Origin of the sequence: Arthrobacter sp. V1I7, assembly GCF_030817015.1 — a bacterium.
Classification (GTDB): Bacteria; Actinomycetota; Actinomycetes; order Actinomycetales; family Micrococcaceae; genus Arthrobacter.
Window position 1 is genome coordinate 4,526,481 of sequence record NZ_JAUSYS010000001.1, and the last position, 22,594, is coordinate 4,549,074.

At 67.1% G+C, this 22,594-nt stretch carries 16 protein-coding genes and 1 pseudogene; 3 read left to right on the forward strand and 14 right to left on the reverse strand.

All coding sequences use genetic code 11. The annotated features are described in order from the left end of the window. Nucleotides 1–13 precede the first annotated feature (13 nt). The 3 genes and pseudogenes from QFZ69_RS20885 to QFZ69_RS20895 all read right to left on the reverse strand — a co-directional run bounded on the left by QFZ69_RS20885 (nt 14) and on the right by QFZ69_RS20895 (nt 2,169). A pseudogene (locus QFZ69_RS20885) lies at nt 14–1,522 on the reverse strand (ATP/GTP-binding protein). A gap of 95 nt (nt 1,523–1,617) precedes the next feature. After that, a complete protein-coding gene (locus QFZ69_RS20890) occupies nt 1,618–1,779 on the reverse strand; it encodes a hypothetical protein (protein WP_306914175.1) in 162 nt (53 codons plus the stop codon). Between the two features lie 147 nt (nt 1,780–1,926). Continuing rightward, nucleotides 1,927–2,169, reverse strand: a complete 243-nt coding sequence (locus QFZ69_RS20895) for a hypothetical protein (protein ID WP_306914176.1) — start codon at nt 2,167–2,169, stop codon at nt 1,927–1,929. A 759-nt stretch (nt 2,170–2,928) separates the two neighbouring features. Here QFZ69_RS20895 and QFZ69_RS20900 point away from each other — a divergent pair. Continuing rightward, complete coding sequence (locus QFZ69_RS20900; RefSeq protein WP_306914177.1) at nt 2,929–3,147, forward strand: three-helix bundle dimerization domain-containing protein; 219 nt, start codon at nt 2,929–2,931, stop codon at nt 3,145–3,147. Nucleotides 3,148–3,407: 260 nt separating this feature from the next. Beyond that, complete coding sequence (locus QFZ69_RS20905; protein WP_306914179.1) at nt 3,408–3,926, forward strand: GNAT family N-acetyltransferase; 519 nt, start codon at nt 3,408–3,410, stop codon at nt 3,924–3,926. Between the two features lie 208 nt (nt 3,927–4,134). Here the strand turns inward: QFZ69_RS20905 and QFZ69_RS20910 are convergent, their stop codons facing one another. The 4 genes from QFZ69_RS20910 to QFZ69_RS20925 all read right to left on the reverse strand — a co-directional run bounded on the left by QFZ69_RS20910 (nt 4,135) and on the right by QFZ69_RS20925 (nt 9,805). After that, entirely contained in the window at nt 4,135–5,886 is a 1,752-nt protein-coding gene (locus QFZ69_RS20910) for a biotin carboxylase N-terminal domain-containing protein (RefSeq protein WP_306914181.1), read from the reverse strand. Next, nucleotides 5,886–7,562: a 5-oxoprolinase/urea amidolyase family protein gene (locus QFZ69_RS20915; RefSeq protein WP_306914183.1), complete on the reverse strand. Its 1,677-nt coding sequence runs from the start codon at nt 7,560–7,562 to the stop codon at nt 5,886–5,888. Before QFZ69_RS20915 ends, QFZ69_RS20910 begins: the two co-directional genes overlap by 1 nt. 58 nt (nt 7,563–7,620) lie before the next feature. Further along, entirely contained in the window at nt 7,621–8,958 is a 1,338-nt protein-coding gene (locus QFZ69_RS20920) for an MFS transporter (RefSeq protein WP_306914184.1), read from the reverse strand. 88 nt (nt 8,959–9,046) lie between these two features. Next, a complete protein-coding gene (locus tag QFZ69_RS20925; protein WP_306914186.1) occupies nt 9,047–9,805 on the reverse strand; it encodes a LamB/YcsF family protein in 759 nt (252 codons plus the stop codon). Between the two features lie 106 nt (nt 9,806–9,911). Here QFZ69_RS20925 and QFZ69_RS20930 point away from each other — a divergent pair, with 106 nt between their 5' ends. Next, the gene (locus QFZ69_RS20930; protein ID WP_306914188.1) at nt 9,912–10,598 is read left to right on the forward strand and encodes a GntR family transcriptional regulator; all 687 of its coding nucleotides are present in this window, start codon (nt 9,912–9,914) and stop codon (nt 10,596–10,598) included. A gap of 319 nt (nt 10,599–10,917) precedes the next feature. On the opposite strand, the gene mmsB is transcribed toward QFZ69_RS20930, so the two are convergent. The 7 genes from mmsB to QFZ69_RS20965 form a co-directional block, all read right to left on the reverse strand. Beyond that, nucleotides 10,918–12,204 (reverse strand): multiple monosaccharide ABC transporter permease, encoded by a 1,287-nt coding sequence (gene mmsB, locus QFZ69_RS20935; RefSeq protein WP_306914190.1) that lies wholly within the window; start codon nt 12,202–12,204, stop codon nt 10,918–10,920. A 5-nt stretch (nt 12,205–12,209) separates the two neighbouring features. After that, nucleotides 12,210–13,739, reverse strand: coding sequence for a multiple monosaccharide ABC transporter ATP-binding protein (gene mmsA, locus QFZ69_RS20940; RefSeq protein WP_306914193.1), 1,530 nt, complete (start codon nt 13,737–13,739; stop codon nt 12,210–12,212). Nucleotides 13,740–13,844: 105 nt separating this feature from the next. Next, nucleotides 13,845–14,969 (reverse strand): multiple monosaccharide ABC transporter substrate-binding protein, encoded by a 1,125-nt coding sequence (gene chvE / locus QFZ69_RS20945; RefSeq protein WP_306914195.1) that lies wholly within the window; start codon nt 14,967–14,969, stop codon nt 13,845–13,847. A 312-nt stretch (nt 14,970–15,281) separates the two neighbouring features. After that, nucleotides 15,282–16,037 carry an SDR family NAD(P)-dependent oxidoreductase gene (locus QFZ69_RS20950; RefSeq protein WP_306914196.1) on the reverse strand — a complete coding sequence of 252 codons (756 nt, stop codon included), beginning with the start codon at nt 16,035–16,037 and terminating at the stop codon, nt 15,282–15,284. Between the two features lie 27 nt (nt 16,038–16,064). Next, nucleotides 16,065–17,822 (reverse strand): hypothetical protein, encoded by a 1,758-nt coding sequence (locus QFZ69_RS20955; RefSeq protein ID WP_306914198.1) that lies wholly within the window; start codon nt 17,820–17,822, stop codon nt 16,065–16,067. A 23-nt stretch (nt 17,823–17,845) separates the two neighbouring features. Next, a complete protein-coding gene (locus QFZ69_RS20960) occupies nt 17,846–19,633 on the reverse strand; it encodes a DUF5605 domain-containing protein (protein WP_306914200.1) in 1,788 nt (595 codons plus the stop codon). A 59-nt stretch (nt 19,634–19,692) separates the two neighbouring features. Then, nucleotides 19,693–22,539: an alpha-L-rhamnosidase gene (locus QFZ69_RS20965; protein WP_307000410.1), complete on the reverse strand. Its 2,847-nt coding sequence runs from the start codon at nt 22,537–22,539 to the stop codon at nt 19,693–19,695. Nucleotides 22,540–22,594 lie beyond the last annotated feature (55 nt).

The window sequence follows — 22,594 nt, forward strand, 5'->3', positions numbered from 1 at the left end:
CATGCCCGTGCCTTTACGATTCGGAGCACTCATGCCGCACCTTCTTCCCTACCGGAGCCGGCGCTTCCAGCAGGGTCTCTGCCCGGGCATGCCATTTTTTATTTGTGTCGTTCAGGGTCGCTTCGATGGAGGTGAGGCCGATCTGGACGGGGATGCCGGGGCGGCCGCCGACCTTGATCAGGAATTTCCCACGTCCGGGAGGTTCGACGTCGCCGCCGCGGGAATCCCAGGCGGGCGGGTCCTGCCACGAGATGAGCTTCTGCTGTTCCTGCCGCGACAGCGGGATCGCTGCGGTCAGCAGCGGCATCTCGGAGGCGGGGAGGCCGCCGCAGATGACCATGCCGGAGCGGTTCGACGAAGCCGCGGGCCTTCATCCGGTCTTCTTCGGCCGGGAGCGCGAGGAGGTCGGACATGGTGTGGGAGATCATGACCTGCCCGACACCGACGGAACGGTTGAGCCGGGTCAGGGCGTCCACCCGGTCCACCATGCCCTTGCCGGCGCGCAGTGCCCGCCAGAGCTCGTCGAGGACGACGAAGTAGTTCCGGCGCGGTTCCAGACCGGCGTCAGCGAGGGCGTTGGCGATGTTGACGGTGCCGAAGCCGTAGGACCAGCAGGCCAGCAGCACGGCGGCCTGAAGGTCCGTTTCGGTCTCATCGATGCTGGAGACATCGAAGACGACGGCCCGGTCGCGCCGCATCTGGTTCGTGGTGTGCCGGGAGAAGATTTCCCCGAGTTTCCCGCCGCCGGTCAGCCCGAGGAGCGTGGCTTCCAGGGCCCGGGTTTCCTGCAGGTAGACGGTCATGTCGCCGCGGTCCAGTGCGACCTGGCGCAGCTCGTCCGGCGCGGCGGTGATGACGTCGAGAAGGTCTTTCAGGACCGGAACACCGTCGAAGGATTCATCGAGGACGCGCAGGGCGCGGTCCAAAATGGTCTGTTCCTGATCGATGGGCGGGTTGTTCCGGCTGATCGTGATGAGGGAGACGACCACGTTCAGGCGCCGGCCGTGTGCGTCGGCGCCCGGACCCGGACGGCGGCGTCGTGGTGGCCGCGCTCCTCGAGGAGCTGAGCGACCTCGATGGCCTGTCCGGGGTCAAGGATGTTCCGGTAGCCACGGCCGCGGCCGAGTTCGATGACCTGCCCGCCAATGGCCTTGATGGCGTCCACGTGTTCGCCCTTCAGGTCCCCGAGTACGAGCGGGTGGACGCCCTGGCCGGAGAGGCCCAGCTTCATGCGGCGCACGGGCGTGGATTTTCCCAGGCCGGGTTTGCCGAGGATGAACGCGGAGGGGTTGGAAATCAGGTGGGCGCGCTGGAACCAGCTGATCGGGTCACAGCAGACCGTGGCCTGGGTTTCCTCGTGCCGGCCCAGCGGGACGCCGATCATGGGCGAGGACGTGCCCGAGGAAAATGGCCACAGCCCGCAGACCTGCACTGTGGTCCCACAGTATTCACGCACCGCCGGGACCAGGGCGGCAGCCCCTCCCCCGCGGCCGCCCCAGCCGCGGGACCCGGGGACACGCAACCGGGCCGGACGAACAGTGGATGCGCGGCGGTTACGGGCTTCGGTTTCCACACCGTCAAGGAGCGGATTCTTCGTCCGTCGAAAGAACTTCTGCATTACAGGGCCTCCCTGATTTCGGTGGGCAGCAGGATCCGGAAGCTGGAGAAAACCATCGCTTCAATCTCACACCGGCTGGAACTCGAGACCGCCCGGTCCCTGTCCAGGTCAATGCCCTTCCCGGGGTGGGACCCTTTCTTCGCCGCGTCGAGGTCGCTCATCGACGTCTACGCCTACCCCACACTTCATTTCGATTTCCACGCCAAACAGCTGAGTCTTCGGCAACCGGGCGCGTCCTGAAGCTCAGGGCGGACCAGAAACGCCGATAACAGCGCATCTGTAGGCTCGGGTCGATGCTGCCGACGAATTCAGTCCGCGGTAGCAAATGCCGCAGCGATCCGCTCCAGCGACTCTTCCTTCGACATCCCGGCCATCTCGGCGATCATTCCTACCAGTGCCTCGCACACTCTGCCGAGTGCGGCGATGGCTTCTGAGTTTCCGCCAGGAAGATCTCTGGTAAGCAAAGTGAAGCCCTGCGGATCGTTGTGGACAAAAGTCGTGAGGATCGCCACGCCCAGATCCAACAGGTCGTCCGGCTTTTTCTCATCCATCGCCAAAGCTCCTTGATCTGGAAGGGAGACCGGCGCTCAAATCCCGGTTGTCCAGCCGAAAATAATCCGGGGCGGTTGTGAACAGCTTGTGGAAAAGCTGTAACCGGCTGGCAACGGCAGTGGGGGTCTAACTTCCATCCCCAGCTTTGCCTCCCAGCCCGTTCGGATCCGCGCGACCATAACGCCGTTTCAGGGTCGGACGGTGATGCAGGACGGGGCGGCGTACGTCGGAAGGGAGTGTGGGCAACTGCCCCACGGATGGCAGCGCGAGCTGCCTGGGCGCTACCGCTCCGCCAGCGTGCGGATCGTGAGGTAACGGATCCATTGGAACGCCTTCGGCGGCTTCCAGCCTGAGGGCGCCCAGGTGTTCCGCCAGCCCAATTTCCGGTCGTCCCGGATTGGCATCCACACATTTACGTAAGTGATCCCGGGCGCGGGCCTGCTCCGGCGCAGACCCGGCAAGCACCAGGGCGATAATCTCGGCGGCCTGCCGGCGTATCCCCCAAGCCTCGTCGGACCCCGGTTCGATCGCCCAACTCTCTGCAGTCCGGTTCAGAGGCGGACCTTCGGGCAGGAACGACGGCTCCATGGACATTGGCTGCTCCTTTCCCGGAGGACCCTTAAGGGAACTTTACAACGAGACCGACCGGTCTGTCCCCTGGTCGCATCCCGCCTACGGCGCCACTACGCCGCCTGAAGACAAAGGCCCGGGCCAGGATTGCATTGACGGCTGCCGGGTCTCCGGATGACACTGGTCCGGTGAGCTACGCAGAAGGCGAATCAACCATACTCAAGGTTGTTGACCGTCTGGCCGTGAGGTTTCCTGGCGCTCCCAAGGCTCGCATCGCAGAAATCGTGCGCGAAGAATATGACTTGCTCGCTGCCGGCCGGATCCGGATCTACATCCCGACCTTGATCGAGAACGCCGCCAGGAACCGGCTCCACGGCGAATTCGACAGCGTAGCAACCCTCGACTGACGGCAAGGGATCGGGGTTCCGCATCTCCCGACGCGGTTGACCGTCTCTCATTGACCGCACGGAGATAGCCGTGTGGCCGGCAGCAGCAGTAAAGCTTGAATCTGGCGATGACCAGCCGCGCCTGTTGTGTGAGTTCCGCCTTCGTCAAGATTGCCGACCGCCGCGAAAACCCGCAGGGCATCCGCCTTCCCTGCACGACGCGGATGCCGGACACTGTGTTCAGGGGGTGTCATCCAAGAACCGAGGAAGGCCTGGCCGTCATGAACCCTTTGATCACGCTCGCTGCACTGACCGGGCCGCACGACGGCCCCGCGACGAGCATCCCTGTCCGGACCATTGAGGCCAGGGATCTTCCTGAACTCACTCGAATGTACCGGCATGCCTATGCCGACGGCCCCCTGCCCTCCGACGGCGGCAGCCCCGAATGGATCCGCGCCCTCTTCGACGGCGTCCACGGCCGCCTCGTCACCGAAGCGTCCCTGGTGACTACCCGCACGGATGGCAGCCTGACCGCAGCCATCATCACCACGGACTCGGCGCCGGGAAGCGAACGCGGCGGGCCGGCATTCATCGCTGAGCTCATCACACGCCCCGAGCACCGCCGCCAGGGACTGGCCGAAGAACTCCTCCGCCACTGCATGCATGCCCTGCATTCCATGGGCCGAAGCACCGTGGCCGTCAGCGTCGACAGTCGCAACGCAGCGGCGATCGCTCTCTACCTGTCCAGGGATTTCCGCCGCCTCACCGATGACAGCGACACCGACGGGGATACCGACTGAACCGCGAACTGGCCCCATGGGCTCGCAACCACGGGGCCAGCGTTCAGGGCGCCGACATTCAGGGGGGCGAATGCCGTATGGCCCGCCCCGCGCTGGGTTGATGGGCCACGTCCTGGGGCAAAAGTAGGCGCCTGACCTCTACATTTCCTTGGCCTGCCCCGCCGGCGGGTCTGTGCGCCGGTCAAAGGTGATCGTTGCCCGTGTGGAGTCAGCCGATCAGTGCCAGCACCGTGCCCGCACTCACGACGCCACCGGCTTCCACCTGGACGTCCGCGACGGTGCCGCCGCGGTGGGCAGCAAGCTGGGTCTCCATCTTCATTGCCTCCAGCACGACGACGGGGTCCCCTGCGGCGACCTCGGCGCCCGGTTCGACCAGCCACTTCACCACGGTTCCGGCCATGTCCGCGCGCAGCTCGCCGGGATCAGTGGCGGCGCCGCCGTCGGACGCGGGATCCAGTGACACTCCGGCGGGGAGCGCCGCTCCGGACCGAGCCCAGCCGTCCAGCAGCTGCGCGGGCAGACCGACCGCCATCCGGCGGCCGTCCACCTCAACGGTGATGGTGCGGCGAACGCCGTCGGGCGCGGCGGTGCTGTAATCCGGGTCGGCCGGGATCCGGTCCGCGAAGCCGGTTTCGATCCAGCGGGTGTGGATGCCCAGGCCGGTTGCGGCAGTGAAGTCCGGGGATTCGAGCACGGCCCGGTGGAACGGCAGCACCGTGGCGACGCCGGTGATGCTGGTTTCCGCGAGGGCGCGGCGGGCCCGGCGCAGCGCCTGCTGGCGGTCGGCGCCGGTGACAATGAGCTTCGCCAGCAGCGAGTCGAACTGCGGCGGCACAAACGAGCCGGAGCGGACGCCGGTATCGAGCCGGATTCCGGGGCCTGTGGGGCCGGAGAACTCGGTGATGGTCCCGGGCGAGGGGAGGAAGCCGCGCCCCACGTCCTCGGCGTTGAGCCGGAATTCGAAGGAGTGCCCGCGCGGGGCCGGGTCGTCGCTGATGCGCAGCGGCTCGCCCGCGGCGATCCGGAACTGTTCCTGCACGAGATCGATCCCGGTAGTCTCCTCGGTGATCGGGTGTTCCACCTGCAGGCGCGTGTTGACCTCGAGGAACGCAACCGTACCGTCGGCCGCAACCAGGAATTCGACCGTGCCGGCGCCGGAGTAGCCGGCTTCGCGGCAGACGGCCTTGGCGGCATCGTAAATCTGCTGCGTTTGCTGCTCGGTGAGGAACGGCGCGGGGGCCTCCTCCACGAGCTTCTGGTGCCGGCGTTGGAGCGAGCAGTCGCGGGTTCCGACGACGATCACGTTGCCGTGTGCATCGGCCAGAACCTGCGCCTCGACGTGCCGCGGCCGGTCCAGATAGCGCTCCACGAAGCATTCGCCCCGGCCGAAGGCGGCGACGGCCTCACGGACGGCGGAGTCGAAGGCCTCTTCCACCTCATCAATGGTCCGGACCACCTTCATGCCGCGGCCGCCGCCGCCGAAGGCCGCCTTGATGGCGATCGGCAGGCCGTGCTGTTCGGCGAAGGCGCGGGCCTCGGCGGCGGAATCCACCGGCCCGTCGCTGCCGGCGACGAGCGGGGCGCCGGCGCGGACGGCCGCCTCACGGGCGGTGATCTTATTGCCGAGCAGCCGGATGGCGTCCGGCGTCGGGCCGATCCACGTCAGGCCGGCGTCCAGGACGGCCTGGGCGAACTCATCATTCTCGGAGAGGAAGCCGTAGCCGGGGTGCACGGCGTCGGCGCCGGATTCCGCCGCGACGGCGAGCAGCCTGGGGATGTTGAGGTAGGTGTCCGCCGGCGAGTTGCCGCCCAGGGCGTAGGCCTCATCCGCGGCGGAGACGTGCAGGGCGTCGGCGTCGATATCCGCGTAGACGGCGACGGACGCCAGCTGCGCGTCGTCGCAGGCCCGGGCGATCCGGACGGCGATTTCGCCGCGGTTGGCGATCAGGACCTTGCGCATCAGGGACTCGCTTTTCGTTCGGGACGGATGTGTTCGGGGCGGGCGGACGCCGTGGTTCCGGCAGGCGCCCAGCGGAAGCGGATCGTGCCGCCGATCGGGACCTGGGCGGCGAGATCCAGCTGGGAATCCACGACGACGGCGATCACCGGATAGCCGCCGGTGATCGGATGGTCGGCGAGGAAGAGCACCGGCAGTCCTTCCGGTGGAACCTGGAGGGCACCGGCAACTGTGCCCTCGCTGGGCAGTTCGCCGGTGCGGCTGCGCTGCAGCGGGGTTCCGTCCAGGCGCATGCCCACCCGGTTGGACTGCGGTGTCACAACCCATGCCTGGCTGACGAAGGAGTCCAGCGCGGCCTGGTCAAACCAGTCGGCGCGCGGGCCGGGAACGACGTCGAGGACTGTCACACCGGAACCGGGGAACTCCGGCTGCAGCTCCGGATTCCCGACGACGCCGGAGTCGGCTTCCCCGCCTGCGGCGAGGAGCTGCCCGGCGGCCAGCGGCGCGGGGCCGATCCCGGACATGGTGTCGGTGGATCGGCTGCCGAGGACCGGTGCGGCGTCCACGCCGCCGCGCACTGCGAGGTAGCTGCGGAAGCCGGCCGCGGGCTGGCCGACGGTCAGTGTTTCGCCGTCCAGCAGGGCGAACGGGGTGGCCATCGGGACGGTGCGCTGCCAGACCTCGTCCCCGCCGACGTCGGGCGGTGACTCGATGGTCAGTTCCGACGGCGCCCCGGCGACCGCGAGCACCTGGTCGCCGACGGCCTGGACGCTGAGCCCGCCGGCGACGGTCTCGACCGCCGCGGCCGACGCCGCGTTCCCGACGAGGCGGTTGGCCCGCCGCAGCGAGGCCCGGTCCAGGGCGCCCGCGGCGGAGACTCCCAGGCCTGAGTGGCCGTACCGGCCGAGGTCCTGGATCAGGCTCTGCAGCCCCGGAGAGATGACCCGCAGCCCGCTGCTTACTTCCGCGGCAGCTGCCGAAGCGGGGGTATTCTCCGGCGCCAGGGTCACAACATCCCGGACCGCGCGGAACTTGACCCGGTGGCCGGGGCTGGCCAGCGCGGGCTGTTCCCGGTCCAGGTCCCACATTTTGGCGCCGGTGCGGCCGATCAGCTGCCAGCCACCCGGGGAACGGCGCGGGTACACGGCCGAGTAATTGCCGGCCAGCGCCACCGAACCCGCGGGAACAGCGGTACGCGGCGAGCTGCGCCGCGGCACGTCGAGGACCTGGTTCTCGCCCACCATGTAGCCGAAGCCGGGCGCGAAGCCGGCGAAAGCCACGGTCCATACCTGGCCGGAGTGGGCGGCGATCACACCGTCCGTGCCGAGGCCGGTCAGCTCCCCCACTTCGGCGAGGTCCTCGCCGTCGTACACGGTGTCGATGACCACCAGCTCGCCGTCACGCTGCACGGGAGCGGTCAGGTCGAGCCGGGGTAGCTGCTCGGCGATCCGCCGGGCGGACACCGGCGAGTCCGCGGTGACCAGGACGGTCTCGGCGGCGGCCAGCACGTCCAGCTGCCCCGGCAGCGGGTTCTCGAGGAGCAGCGCCTGCAGCGCAAGCACGCCCTGGGTTCCGGACAGCTCGGCGAGCACCGCGCGGGTGCCCACGGGCCGCACCAAACGGACCTTGTGTACTGCCGCCTGCTGTCCTGCCAAGGTTTCCCCCGCTGTCTTAATCATCAGCTGCCTCCATCATTGCCGGTGCCGGTGAAAGGGATCCGCGCCGCCGAGGAGCGCACTAGGCGTGGGCATCCTGCAGGAGCCGCTCTTCCTCGTCGGTGTGCGGATTCCGGCCGAGGGCCAGACCTACGACCGTCACGATCGAGGTGACCGCCAGGTACGCCGCGATCAGGAACCAGTTGCCGGTCATAGCGTAAAGGGCGGTGAAGATCAGCGGTGCGACGGCGCCGCCGATGACGCCGGCGAGGGTGTACGCGAGCGAACTGCCGGCGTAGCGCAGCCGGGCCGGGAACTGTTCGGTGATGTAGGCGGCCTGCGGGCCGTACATAAAGGCGTGCAAGGCCAGGCCGATGACTACGCCGACGGTGAGCATCAGGACGGACTTGCCCTCGACCATGAGGAAGAACAGCGGGATGTACGCGGCCGTGCCGACGGCGGCGATGCCGTAGACGAGGCGGCGGTTGAAGCGGTCCGTGAGGGCGCCGGCAGCGGGGATCAGAAACAGCTGGAAGGCGGAGCCGATCAGGATGGCGGAGAGCACGTTGCCGGTGGTCATGCCCAGTTCCCTGGTGGCGTAGACGGCCACGAAGACGGTGAAGAGAGCGTAGAGCACGTCGGGGCAGACGCGGGACAGGGCGGCGGCGACGAGGGCGCGGGGTTCCCTGGTGAAGACCTCCTTGATGGGGGCCTTGGGCTGCTCGCCGTGGGCCTGGATGGCCTTGAAAACAGGAGTTTCCTCGAGCTTGAGCCGGATCACCAGGCCGAAGACCACCAGGAGGGCGGAGGCGAGGAAGGCAACGCGCCAGCCCCAGGAGAGGAAGGCTTCGGTGCTGAGGGACGCGGCGAGGAGAGCCAGGACACCGTTGGCCATCAGGTTGCCGGCCGGCGGGCCGATCTGCGCGGCCGAGGACCAGAAGCCGCGCTTGTGGGCGTCGCCGAACTCGCTGGAGAGCAGGACGGCACCGCCCCATTCGCCGCCGACGCCAATGCCCTGGGCCAGGCGCAGCAGCACCAGGATGATGGGGGCGGCGACGCCGATGACCGAGTAATCCGGCAGCAAACCGATCAGCACGGTCGCGATGCCGATCAGCAACAGAGTGATGACGAGGACGTGCTTGCGGCCGATCTTGTCACCGAGCCGGCCGAAGACCACACCGCCGATGGGGCGGGCCAGGTAGCCCACCGCGAAGGCGGAGAAGGACAGCAGCAGGCCGACGAATTCGTCGTTGCCCGGGAAGAAGATCTTCGGGAACACCAGGGCCGAGGCCACGGAGTAGATCGCGAAGTCGTAGTACTCCAGCGAGGTGCCGGTGAGGCTGGCGACGTAGGCCTTCAGGGCTCCGGGTGGCATCTTCTTTTTGCTGGCGGCCGGGGTGGCCTGGTGCGGTGCGGTCATGGTTTTTCCTCCAGGTGTGCGGGGTGCTGCCTGTTGCTCGGGTGGAAGTGCGGTGACCCGGTGGAACCGGGGGTGGTGCAGGGCGTGATTAAACGAACGCGGCGGTGGCGATGCCGGCGGCGGTGAGCGCTTCCCGGACCGCCGCAGCCATGGTGACGGCTCCCGGGGAATCGCCATGGACGCAGATGCTCTCTGCGCGGATTTTCCGGATGGAGCCGTCGATGGCGCGGACGGCGGAATCGGATGCCATCCGGAGCACGTGCTCCGTGACCTCCGCGGGGTCGTGCAGGACGGCTCCGGGGAGCGTGCGGGACACGAGGGTGCCGTCCGGGTTGTAGGCCCGGTCCGCGAACGCTTCGGTGACGGCGCGGAGCCCGGCGGCTTCGGCCAGACGCAACACCTCCGAGCCGGGCAGGCCCATGATGGGCAGGCCGGGATCGACTGACTTCACGGCGTCGACGACCGCCTGCGCCTGGGCAGTGTGCGAGACGATCGCGTTGTAGAGGCCGCCGTGCGGCTTCACGTACTTGACGGTGCCGCCCTCGACGGCGGCCAGCGCCTGCAGCGCGCCGATCTGGTAGACGACGTCGTCCGCCAGGTCGATCGGGTCGATGTCCAGGAACCGGCGGCCGAATCCGGCGAGGTCGCGGTAGCCGACGTGGGCGCCGATCACGACTCCGGCCGCCACTGCCTCGCGGCAGGTCCGGCGGATGACGCGGGGGTCGCCGGCGTGAAATCCGCAGGCCACGTTCGCGCTGGACACCGAGCGGAACATCGCCGTGTCATCGCCTAAGGTCCAGCGGCCGAATGACTCGCCGACGTCGCTGTTCAGGTCAATGGTTGCCATTTGTGATCCTCATCTCATGATAGGCCCCTCTAAGAATGCACTAATCGGGTCGATTGTTCAACAATTCCACGATTCAACATTGGAACGATCGTGTAGATTCGGCACCATGACGACTTCCGAGGCGGGATCCCGCAGCCAGACCGCCGCGGCACGGCTGCGCGTGACGGTTCCCTCAGTGGCGGACCGGGTGGCGGCTGAACTGCGGCTTCAACTGGCGGAGGGTCTGCTGCTGCCGGGCGCGCGGCTGACCGAGTCCGCCATCGCCGAAGACCTGGGGGTTTCCCGCAACACGGTCCGGGAGGCCTTTGCCGAACTCGCCGCCGAGCGGCTGGTGGTCCGCCTTCCCAACCGTGGCGTGTTCGTTGCGAGCCTTGGCCCGGGCGACATCCACGACGTCTACACCGTGCGCCGTGCGGTTGAGGTCAGTGCGATCCGCGCGGGGGGCACCCCGGAGCGGGTGGCCGCGGTCCGGGCCGCGGTGGAGGAAGGCAAAGCCGCGGCCGCCGCGGACGACGAGGAAGCCCTGGGCACCGCCAACCAGCACTTCCACGGCGCGATCGTGGGGCTGGCCGAAAGCCGCCGGCTGGACACGATCATGTCCCAGGTCCTCGCCGAGATGCGGCTCTTCTTCCACAAGGCCACCGTCGACGCTCATTTCTACCGCGGTTATCTCGCCGACAACGACGAGATCTGCACCGCACTGGAGGCCGGCGAACTTGACCGCGCCGGCAGCCTCCTGCTGTCCTACCTGGACCGCTCGGAAGCCAAGCAGAGCGCCGTCCACGGAGACTAGAGCGAGGCACTTTCGGCCCTGTGATGCGCAAAATTCCTGCCGACGCCGGAAGTCAGGCGTCGGGAGGTATTCCGCGCGTCGGGGGAAACTCTGCGCGTCGGGGATGACGCCCACGGACGGCGATTCTCGAGGTCACGGCCGAGGCGCACATTGACGCCAGCCAGGTGCGGGTCCTCGGCCTGGCCGCGACATCCGTCTGGCAACACCAGCAAAAAAGAGCGGCCCGGGTTGGCCCGTTCTGGACCAACCCGGGCCGCTGCCGTTCCCGGCGTGGCTTACCGCGGGAGTGGCTGCCGAGGCCGCCGCTCCCGCAGTTTTGTCAGTTACCGGCCGTTACCGGAATCGGGGGTTTCTCCGCCGGCGTTCCGGCCTCCGAGGCCGCGGGAGGGGTTTTTCGCTTGAGTCGCTTGTCGATCGTCGCTCCGCCGCCCTTGCCGCTGCGGTTCTTGTTCCAGATGTCGAAGCCGACGGCGAGGAGCAGCACCAGGCCCTTGATGAGCTGCTGGTAGTCGGTGCCGAGGCCCAGGATGGACATGCCGTTGTTCAGCACACCCATGATCAGGCCGCCGATCAGGGCCCCTGCCACGGTGCCGATGCCGCCCTGGACTGCCGCGCCGCCGATGAAGGCCGCCGCGATGGCGTCCAGTTCGAAGCCGGTGCCGCCGGCCGGCTGGGCGGAGTTGAGCCGGGCCGTGAACACGAGGCCGGCCAGGGCGGCGAGGACGCCCATGTTCACGAAGAGCCGGAACGTGACGGCCTTGGTTTTGATGCCGGAAAGCTCGGCTGCATGGAGGTTCCCGCCGATCGCGTAGGTGTGGCGGCCGAAGACGCTGTTGTTCATCAGGGCCGTGTAGACGATCACCAGGACCGCGAGCACGATCAGCACGATCGGGGTTCCCCGGTAGCTGGCGAGGAGGAAGGTGATGGTCAGCATGAGCAGGGCGATGAACGCGGTCTTGGTCGCAAACCAGGCCATCGGCTCGTTCTCGAGCTCGAACCTCTTGCGGATCCGGCGTTCCTTGACCGCCTGGATCACCAGCGCCAGGGTGGCGCCGACGCCCAGGATGACGGTCAGCCACTCCAGCACCGAGGTGCCGCCGGAAATGTCCGGCAGGAAGCCGCCGCCCAGCGCCCGCAGCTCGGACGGGAAGGGCGTGATCTGCTGGTTCTTGAGCGTGATCAGGGTCAGACCGCGGAAGATCAGCATCCCGGCGAGGGTGACGATGAAGGCGGGGATTCCGACGTACGCGATCCAGTAGCCCTGCCAGGCACCCACCAGCGCGCCGACCAGCAGGCAGGCCGGGATCGCCAGCCACCAGGCCCAGCCCCAATGCACGATCATGACACCGGCGACCGCGCCGATGAAGCCGGCAATCGATCCGACGGACAGATCGATATGGCCGGCGATGATCACCATCACCATGCCGATGGCCAGGATCAGGATGTAGCTGTTCTGGACCACGAGGTTGGTGACGTTCTGCGGCTGAAGCAGAATGCCGTCCGTCAGGATCTGGAACAGCAGGACGATCAGGATCAGGGCGACAAAGATGCCAACCTGGCGGAGGCGGCTTGTCAGGAAGCCCAGGGATTCTCGGAGGGCGGACATGTTCGCTATTCCTTCTCTTTGGTCATGTAGTGCATGAGGGTTTCCTGCGATGCTTCCGCGATCGGGACCTCGCCGGTGATGTGCCCGGCGGACAGCGTGTAGATCCGATCGCAGATGCCGAGCAGCTCGGGCAGTTCGGAGGAGATCACGATGACCGCCTTTCCTTCCGCCGCCAGCTTCGCGATGATCGTATAGATCTCAAATTTCGCGCCGACGTCGATCCCGCGGGTGGGTTCGTCGAGGATGAGCACGTCCGGGTCGGAGAACATCCACTTGCTCAGCACGACTTTCTGCTGGTTGCCGCCGGACAGCTTTCCCGTGATGGCGGCGACCGACGGGGCCTTGATGTTCATGCTTTTCCGGTAGTCGTTGGCCACGACTGTTTCCTGGTTCTTGTCCACCCAGCCGCCCTTGACGAGCTTGTGGAGCGCGGCCATGGAGACGTTCCGTTTGATGTCCTCGATGAGGTTCAGCCCGTAGCGCTTGCGGTCCTCGGTGGCGTAGGCGATTCCGTGCTTGATGGCCGCTGAAACGGTCGCAGTGTTGATTTCCTTGCCGTGCTTGAAGACTTTTCCGGAGGTGGCCGTGCCGTAGCTGCGCCCGAACACGCTCATGGCCAGTTCCGTCCTTCCGGCGCCCATCAGCCCGGCCAGGCCCACAACTTCCCCCTTGCGGACGTTGAGGCTGGCGTTCCTGACCACCATCCGGCTGTGGTCCTGCGGGTGCCGTACGGACCAGTCCTCGATCCGCAGGACCTCCTCGCCAATCCGGGGATCCCGGTGCGGGTACAGGCTTTCCAGGTCGCGGCCCACCATTCCGCGGATGATGCGTTCCTGGGTGATCTCGCCGTCACCGAGGCGCAGGGTCTCGATGGTCTGGCCGTCGCGGATGATGGTGACGGCGTCCGCGACCTTGCGGATTTCGTTGAGCTTGTGGCTGATGATGATGCTGGTGACGCCCTGGCCCTTGAGGTGCAGGATCAGGTCCAGCAGGTGGCCGGAATCCTCGTCGTTGAGGGCCGCCGTGGGTTCGTCGAGGATGAGGAGCTTGACCTCCTTCGAGAGCGCCTTGGCGATTTCCACCAACTGCTGCTTGCCCACGCTGATGTGCTGGACGGGAGTGACGGGGTTTTCGCTCAGGCCCACCCGTGCCAGGAGTTTTGCGGCCTCCAGGTTGGTCTTCCGCCAGTCCACCCAGCCGCGCGTGGCCTGCTCGTTGCCGAGGTAGATGTTCTCGGCGATGGACAGGTAGGGGCTCAGCGCCAGCTCCTGGTGAATGATCACGATGCCGCGCTTCTCGCTGTCGCTGATGCTGGAGAAGTTGCAGGGTTCGTTTTCGAAGAGGATTTCGCCGTCGAAGGAGCTGTGCGGGTAGACGCCGGACAGCACCTTCATCAGGGTGGATTTTCCGGCGCCGTTCTCGCCGCAGATGGCATGGACTTCACCGCGGTTCACCTGCAAAGTGACGTCCTGGAGGGCCTTCACGCCGGGGAAGGTCTTGGTGATTCCCCGCATTTGAAGAATGGGTGTGTTCATCGTCAATTCTCACTGACTGGTAGTACTTAGACCGCCTGCGGCTGCAGGGGTCTACGGGAAGGGCGGCGGCCGGCCTCGACGGCGGGACGCCACCCCTCACCGTAACTACTTGACGTCGGCCTCGGTGTAGTACCCGGAGTCGATCAGTTCCTTCTTGTAGTTCTCTTTGGTGATGATGACGGACTTGAGCAGGTAGGCGGGGACCACCTTGACCTTGTTGTTGTAGGTCTTGGTGTCGTTGACCTCGGGCTCCTGGCCCTTGAGGAGTGCGTCGACCATCTTCACGGCCTGGGATCCGAGTTGGCGGGTGTCCTTGAAGATGGTGGAGTACTGCTCGCCGGCGACGATGGACTTCACCGAACCCTTTTCGGCGTCCTGGCCGGTAACGATCGGCAGGCTCCCCTTGGCGTAGCCGCCGGTGCTGGTCAGCGCCGAGATGATGCCGATTGACAGGCCGTCGTAAGGGGAGAGCACGCCGTCGAGCTTGGTCCCGGAGCTGTAGGCCGCCGTGAGGATGTCCTCCATGCGCTTCTGCGCCACCGGTGCCTGCCAGCGGAGGATGGCGGCCTGCTCGAACTTGGTCTGGCCGCTGGGCACCTTGAGGGTTCCGGCGTCCAGGTACGGCTTGAGGGTGTCCAGGGCGCCGGTCCAGAAGAAGTTGGCGTTGTTGTCATCCGGGCTGCCGGCGAAGAGCTCCACGTTGAACGGGCCCTTGCCTTCCACCTTGTTGCCGCTGGCGTCGAGAAGGCCCAGGCCGGTCAGCAGCGACGTGGCCTGCTGCACGCCCACCGTGTAGTTGTCGAAGGTGGTGTAGAAGTCGACGTTGGGAGTGCCGTTGATGAGGCGGTCATAGGCGATGACCTTGACGTTCTGTTCCTTCGCCTTGGCGAGGACGTCGGTCAGCGTGGTGCCGTCGATGGCGGCGACGATGAGGGCCTTCGCGCCCTTGGTGAGCATGTTCTCGATCTGCGCCACCTGGGTGGGGATGTCGTCGTTCGCGTACTGCAGGTCGGTCTTGTAGCCAAGCTTCGTCACGGACTCCGAGACGTTCTTGCCGTCGGCGATCCACCGTTCCGAGGTCTGGGTCGGCATCGAGATCCCGACGAGGGCGCCGGCAGCGTCGGCGCTGACGGACGGCGAGGCGGTACCGCCCCGGGTGCCGCAGCCGGTGGCTCCGACAGTCACGGCGAGGACGACCGCAGCGGCGCCCAGGAGTTTCCTGATCTTCACAATTTTCTCCTTCCGCGGACCCGGGTCCGCGAAGTTGCTCCTGATCGCAGTTCTTCACGTCATTGTGTCCCCTGAGGGGCGGTAATAGCGGGAGGAATGCGGAGGTCTGGGTGGAACGGGGGTTCAGCCTGCAGCGGACCGCGGCCAATTGTTATCGCTAACAATAGAGACAAAGATAGCTCCTCGTAACATGTGAGTCAACGCACATCCGGCGGTCATTATTCAGCCCGCGTGGCCCCACGCGTTAGCCAGCGAAGATCAGGGCCGCCATCCAAGCGCGCGCCACGCGCCGCGGTTCTGCCTCCCAGGTCGTTACAGCGCCGTCAGCCCGCCGTCGATCGTGAACATTCCGCCGGTGGCGTAGGCAGATTCGTCGCTCGCGAGGAAGACCATGATGCCTTCGACGTCGGCGGCCTTGCCTGCCCTGCCAAGCATGGTGGAGTTGACGAGACCGGCCCGGCTTGCGGGGTCGTCGGCAATGGCCTGTACCAGCGGGGTTTCCGTGTAGCCGGGGACTACTGTGTTCACACGGATGCCGGCGCTGGCGTAGTCGGCCGCGACCACGCGGGCTAGTCCGTGGACGCCCGCTTTTGAGCTGGTGTAGGCCGTAAAGGTCTGCCCACATCCGACGACCGCCGTGGGGCTACCCGTGCAAATGATGGAGCCGCCCCGGCCTTCCAGGGCGCGTACGGCGTGCTTAAGCGTAAGGAATGCGCCGCGCTGGTTCACGGCTACGGTCTTCTCCCAGACGTCCAGGTCGAGGTCACCGACCCTTGCGTCCTGGCCGAAGAGCTGGACTCCGGCGTTGGCGACGACGATGTCAAGCTGCCCCTCGCCGGCGATGGTCGCATAGACGGTTTCGACGCTTGCCTCGTCGGAGATGTCCATCCGGAGGGCTGCGGCACCGGACGCCCCGGTGGCTGCGGCGGCCCTGACGGCGGCGTCGACGTCGATGTCGGCGAAGTAGACGCGGGCGCCTTCTGCAATGAAGCGCTGGGCGACAGCCAGGCCGATGCCCGATCCGGCGCCGGTTATCAGGGCTGCTTTGCCTGCGAGCCTATTGGACATCCTGGTCCTCTTTCCTGGTGGGTAGTTTCAGCTGAGCGGACGGGCAGTTTCGGTCCACGCCGGAAGGTCGATGGTCCCGGCATGGCCGTATTCCAGCCGCACTGCCACGCGTACCGGCTTGGGCGTGAGGTTCGCAGCGAACAGCACGACGCCGGACCCGACCCTGACGGGATAGACGATCATGCCAGGCGTATGCCCCTCGGCTTTGAGCACCCCGGCTCCGCGCAGTCCGGCGAGCCGAGTCAGCAGGCTGCCGGCGGGGGTATCGGCGCCACCGTCGGTGCGGAGACCCCTGGGACCGCTGGCCTCGAAGTAGCTCACGGATTCCACCCCGGGCATGGTGAGGGAAGCGATGCTGCCCAGCATCCACGCGGCGGTGAAGTCTTCTCCCTGGAGCGGGTCGGAGGCCATGCTTTCGGCTTTTTGTCGGCACTCGGCGCCGCCGGTGGAGACCGCGTTGAAGCGGGGTTTGAGGGTGATGGGACCGATGTGCAGGGCAGTACCGGAGCCGATCCGGAGCGCATTGAGTGCTGTTTGCCGCTGCATCGGCAGCGTCTCGACGATGTGCATCACTTCGGAGGCATGCATCTGCGGCGTGATGCTGTACGTCATGGCCTGCGCCTCGGGAAGTGACGGCGCTGTTCGATTGAGTTCGGTGAAGTGTGAGCGGGCGCCGGCCAGCAGGGTCCCGGCGAAGCCGCGCCGTTGCGCTTCCCCTTGCAGTTGCCGCCACAGAGCCGGCCCGGTGGCGTGGCTCTCGGAGCTGAAAGCGCCGAGCCGGCTGACCTGGTCCAGGGGCAGCAGGTCCAGGAATCCCGCAAGGGATTCGGGTCGGCGCACGGATATCCGCACATCCAGAGGCACACCCAGTTCCGCGGCCTGCCGATGGGCCTGCCGGATCTCTTCCGCAGCCGCTGCCCGATCGTCCCCGGAAAGTTCGACGAGCAGCGATGCCAGGCCGGGCACCGGGGCGAGGGTTGCGGGTGATCTGGAGGCGGAAGTGCCAAGCGCCGGGACCGTGCCGACCGTTTCGTGGTGCACAGTCAGTACGGCAGGGCCGGTGTCCGGCTGGCGAGGTTCCGGCTGCCGCCTCTCCGGACCCTGGGCTGCGGGTTCGGCCGTGAGGCGGATACTCTGTCGGATGCGGTCGCCGGCCCGCACCTCGACGGGGAAGGGGCGGGACAGCGGTGTGCTGTAGGTCTTGAAGGATGCGTCCGTCCAGTTGCGCTGGTCTTCGGTTTCGAATGTATCTCCGCTGAACTGCAGCCGGAAGTTCGTCCCGTCCCGTTCCCAACACATGGCCGCAACGTCCCGGAAGGGCTGATGCGGGCTGATCTCCACGGGAAATGCCAGGCGGGTGCTGGTCCGCTCGGGCGAAGTGACAGTGAGCGCCCGTCCCGCATCGTCCGGACGGTGCAGGACCACCAGGCCAATGCGGTTGCTGCTGAAACTGCCGGGCGCAACGCCGTCGAAGCTGAGGGAGAGTTCACCGCCGCAGAGCCGGAGCATCAGGTCCGCGCGGTAGCGGGCGTTGAAGCCGGCAAAACCGATGGTCAGCCGGAGTGTGGTGGTCCCTGCCTCGTCGCTACGGGTGATCGATTCGACGTCGGGTGTCAGGGTTCTCCAGTCGTGGTCCCGGACAACCAGACGGATGCCCCGGAGCACGGGGTATCCGCCGTATTCGATGTCCGCCACTTCGTCGCCGCGCAGCTGCAGACGCCAGGCGCCGGCTTCGATGGTCTCGGAGGGGGCGAAAAGCCGCAGGCGGTTACCGGCGTCGATCACGTGGTGTCCTTCGCTGTGAAGTATCAGGACCCGGCTCCGTCCCGGACGGCGCGGATCCTGACGGCGATGAACTGCCTGCCGGGGAGCTCCAGCCGGAACCGGCCCTGGACGGTGTCCGGCAGGGTTTCAATGGTCATGTTCCAGGTGTCAATGATGTCCACGGCATAGTGGTGCCCGGCGGGCATCACGAAGTTCCGGTAGGTGGGCTGGTTGAAGCCGAAGTAGCTGATCTCGTACTCGTGGCGGATGCCGGCGGTGGGAACATCCCAGCCGCCGGGCAGCGGCTCGAGGAACCCGCGCGGTGTCTCCTCGAGGATGCGGCGCAGGAACGCGATGCGGCCCGGGCTGCTGCCGTGGAGTTCCCCGCCCTTGGACCACCAGAGGGTGTCCTCCGGGTGCACATACGTTTCGCCGTGGCCGACATAGCCGCCGCGTACCGCGCCTTCCCAGAACCGCCGGGTCATTTCCTCGCCGGTGATGTTGCCCCAGCCCTGGTCGATGTTGCCCTCGTAGGCGCACTCGTCGATGACCACCGGCTTCTGCCAGCGGTCCCGCCACTCGCCCGTGAACTCGGCAGTCTTGTGCACGTCCTGGCGCTGAACGCTGCTGTGCGTGATCCACGGACGGCTGTAGTCGTAGAAGTCCCGGCAGTTGTGGATGGAGAGTAGGTGCCCGCTGGGGTCGTTGACCTGGACAATGCCGGCGAAGCGTTCCCAGTCCTCGGTGGTTTTGCGGAACAGCAGGTCGTATTCGTTGGCGAGGGACCACCAGATATTGCGGCGCGAGGCCAGCCGGGCAACGACGTACTTCAGGTAGCGGTCGTCCTGGCCCGGGGTCATGGTGGCGAAACCCCAGCGGTCATAGGCGTGGAACAGGATGAGGTCCGCTTCGATGCCGAGTTCGGCCAGCTGGCTGATGCGCTGTTCGAGATGGCGGTAGAACGCAGGGTTGGGCCGCTCGTAGTCGAAGCCGGCCGCCAGGGAACCTTCGAACGGGTACTGATCCGGCTCGTTCTCGTTGAACAGGTAGGACTTGGGGAAGACGCACATCCGCATCTTGTTGAACGGTCCTGCGGCCAGTGTGTCCAGGGTCTGCTTTTCCAGGGCATCGCCCTGATGGGCCCAAGCGTAGGCCGTGGTGCCGACGGGCAAGTACGGAGTTCCATCCCCGTAGGCGAAGTGGAAGGTGTTGGCCACCTGTACTACGCCTCTGGCTCCCCCTGCAGCCTCGCCGGCAATGAATGAGCCGGTGATTCCGTCCAGCGAGCGGGCGTTACTGGAGGTGGCGAAGGTCCAGTCGCCCGCCTCGCGGACGAGGAGCCTTACCTTGTAGCTGCCGTTTCCGTCGTAGAAGCCAGGAACGCTGAGCGCCTTGCCTGACGGCGCGGTGAAGTCCGCCCGGAGGTCGACGTCCGTGAACGGGTTGCCGTGCGATGGCCCGGAGAGAGCGAGTTCGAAGCATTCCTGCGCTGCCGCCGTCGTCGGGAAAGAAGCAGTGGCGCTGCCGGGTTCCACCGCCTCCGGCTCGTAGCCGGCGGCCGGGGCAGGAACGTCGGCGGCGGCCGCCGCCGCGCGCTGCGCCACGGGATCCTCCGGTTCCAGCTCGCCGATGAGGCGGAGGATTTCCGCAACCTCCGCGGGTTTTCCCTGCAGGGCTTCTTCAGTTCCCAGGATCAGGCCCACCTCATGGAAGTAGAGCGTGTGAAGCAGGGGGTTGTTGGTCAGGGTTGGAACCCGTTCGCGCAGGATGCGGTTGCCTTCGGCGTGCCCCATAACGAAGTACAGCGGGCTCTCAGCGGTGAAAGTGGTCATCGGTGCCTTCTCAGTTCGGGAGTTCTTGGCGTGTGCGGGAGGGTGCGGCGGCGCGGCGGTCATTGAGGGCAGCCAGCGCGGCGGCGATGTCCTTCTTGACGGAGGGCGGGGTGAAGATCAGGCTCTGGTCCAGGGTCGTCTGCCGATACCAGACGGTGTCTTTGCGGAATGCCGCCGCGCCCGCCGGATCCTGGGCTTCGATGGCCTGCCACACCGCGGCATAGGCCTGCGGGTCGTCCATGATGTCCGCGAGCGGGGTGTGCAGTGAAGCAGCGGCGGTTTCCGCGGCGGACTCCGTGGCGGGCACGTCCCAGCGGTGCTGGCCCGAGCCCACTTCGAACTCGGCGGAGCCGTCCGGAAGCGAGACCACGGCGGCGGTGCCCGGGCGGCACGGTGGCTTCCACCAGGACCCTGTCCCCTGCGCGCTTCCATGCGACCCGGGCCAGCCCGTACGGCGTCTCGTGCGACGTCGAAGCGTGCTGGAGACTGGCGAGCGGCCGCGGCGCGATGCGCACCTTCCGGTACCCGGGCGCCGCCGGGGCCAGCCCGGCAACAGTGCGGTGCATCCAGTCGGCGATGGCGCCCAGCGCGTAGTGGTTGAAAGACGTCATTTCGCCGGGGTTGACGCTGCCGTCTTCCAGGATGGAGTCCCAGCGTTCCCAGATGGTGGTGGCGCCGTGCGTGACGGGGTACAGCCAGGAGGGGCACTCGGTCTGGGTGAGCAGCCGTTCGGCAGCGTCCAGGTGCCCGGTAGCGGTCAGGGCATCGGCGATCAGAGGTGTGCCCACAAACCCGGTGGCAATCCGGTACCCGCCGAGGCGGGCGAGCTCCGCGAGCCGGCCGCCCATGGCCCGGCGCTGCGACGGATCGGTGCTGATGCCGAACATCAGGGCCAGCGAGTAGGCGGTCTGGGCGTCCGAGACGATCCGGCCGGAGGGCGTTACGTATTCGGCCAGGAACGCCTGCCGGGTGTCTTCGGCGAGCACCGCGTACTTGGCGTGGTCGGCGTCGGAGCCGAGGATGGCTGCGGCCTTGGCCACCAGGTCCAAGGACCGGAAGAGGTAGGCACTGGCAACGATGTCCCCGTGCGTCCTGGCAGCGCCGGGCTTGTCCGGGGGTGCGGCGGGATCGAGCCAGTCGCCCAGCTGCATCTGGCCCTGCCAGAGCCCGGAACTGTTCCGGACCTTCAGGAGGGCATCCGCCCAGTCCCGCATGCTGGCGTACTGCCGGCGGAGCAGCCCCGTATCACCGAACCTCTCGAACAGCACCCAAGGGACCACGGTGGCCGCGTCGCCCCAGGCGGCCACCGGCGATTCGAGCATGCCCAGCACGGACGGAACGATGATAGGCACCACGCCGTTGCGGTGACCCTGCTCGAGGGCGAGGTCCTCCAGCCAGGAACCGAGGAAGCCCAGCGTGTCGTACAGGTAGCTGGCTGTTGGGCTGAAGACCTGGATGTCACCGGTCCACCCCAGCCGCTCGTCACGTTGGGGGCAGTCGGTGGGGAGCGCGAGGAAGTTGCCACGCATCCCCCACAGGGCGTTCTCGTGCAGGCGGTTCAGCAGCGGGTCTGAGCACGCGAACCAGCCAGTGCGGCGCATGTCGTTATGGATGACGACGGCGGCGATCGCCGCCGGGTTTAGCGCACCGGGCCAGTTGTCCACCTGGGCATAGCGGAAGCCGTGGAATGTGAAGCTCGGCTCCCATTCTTCCTCCCCGTCACCGGCGAGCGTGTACGTGTCGGTGGCGGCCGCCTGGCGCAGCGGACGGAGCGACAATTCGCCGTCTTCGAGCACTTCGGCATGCCGGAGGGTGATGATATGGCCGGCCGCGCCGCTGACCCGGATCCGCAGCCTCCCCACGAGGTTCTGGCCGAAGTCCAGCACCGTGGCGCCGGAGGGCGTGGTCAGCACTTCCACGACCGGCAGCTCCTCGATCCGGCGCACGGGAGGGGCGATGGCCGGGGTGGCTGCCGCCCATTTCCCGGCATCAACCGCGGCAGGATGCCAGTGTGCGTCGTCGAAGCCGGGTTGGGACCAGCCGGCCTCCGCGCGCCGGGCGTCAAAGGACTCACCGGCGTAGATGCCGCTGGAGACAAGCGGTCCGGCCGTGGTGGCGCGCCAGGTCGGGCTGCTGGTCACGGTTTCCCGCGTCCCGTCGGCGTATTCGAGGTGCAGCTCCACCTTTACGGAAGGCTGCTCACCGTAAAAAGGCTTGGCGAAGCCGTGGAAGCCGTACTTTTCCGTGAACCAGCCGCCGGCAAGCCAGACTCCGATGGCGTTGGCGCCCGGGGTCAGGAGTGCTGTGACGTCCGTGGTTTCGTGGTTGAGCCGGTCCGCGTAGGCCGTCCAGCCCGGCTTGAGGACCTGGTCGTCCACCTCCGTGCCGTTGATTTCGGCCTGGTACACGCCGTGGGCGGTGGCAAACAGGGTGGCTTTGGCCAGCCCGTCGCCCACCGTGAATTCGTTCCGCAACTGGCCGGGCCGTCCCAGCGGCGCCTGCTTTCCGGCCGGGACGGGGAGACTGATCGCCGTGGCCTGCCACCGCCCGTCCACAAAGCCGCCCACCAAAGTCAGGGGCTCGCTCCAGTCGGTGGTGTCGCCGTCGTTCCCGGTGATCCGGACTTCCACTTCCACCTGCTCGCCCGCGGCGATGGCCTTAAAGGGCCACTCCACCAGCACGGACTCCGTGCCGCAATGCACCCGGGACTCCGCCGTTCCGCCACGCGTGAGCCGGAGTTCGGCCTGGGTCTGTTGCCAGTCGGTGCTGTCGGTGGCTGTTATCCAGCTGAGCCGGGGCCGCGGGTCTGCCACGAACGGGGTGTCCGTTCGGTACTCTGCGCTGAACCGGCTGACGGCGGTCTGCTGGCGGATGGCTGACTGCGGTGTCAGGGACGTGGATGTCACGGAAGACCTTTCGGGAAACAGCGGGTGAGGGAAGGCTGGGCGGACGGGCGTGTGG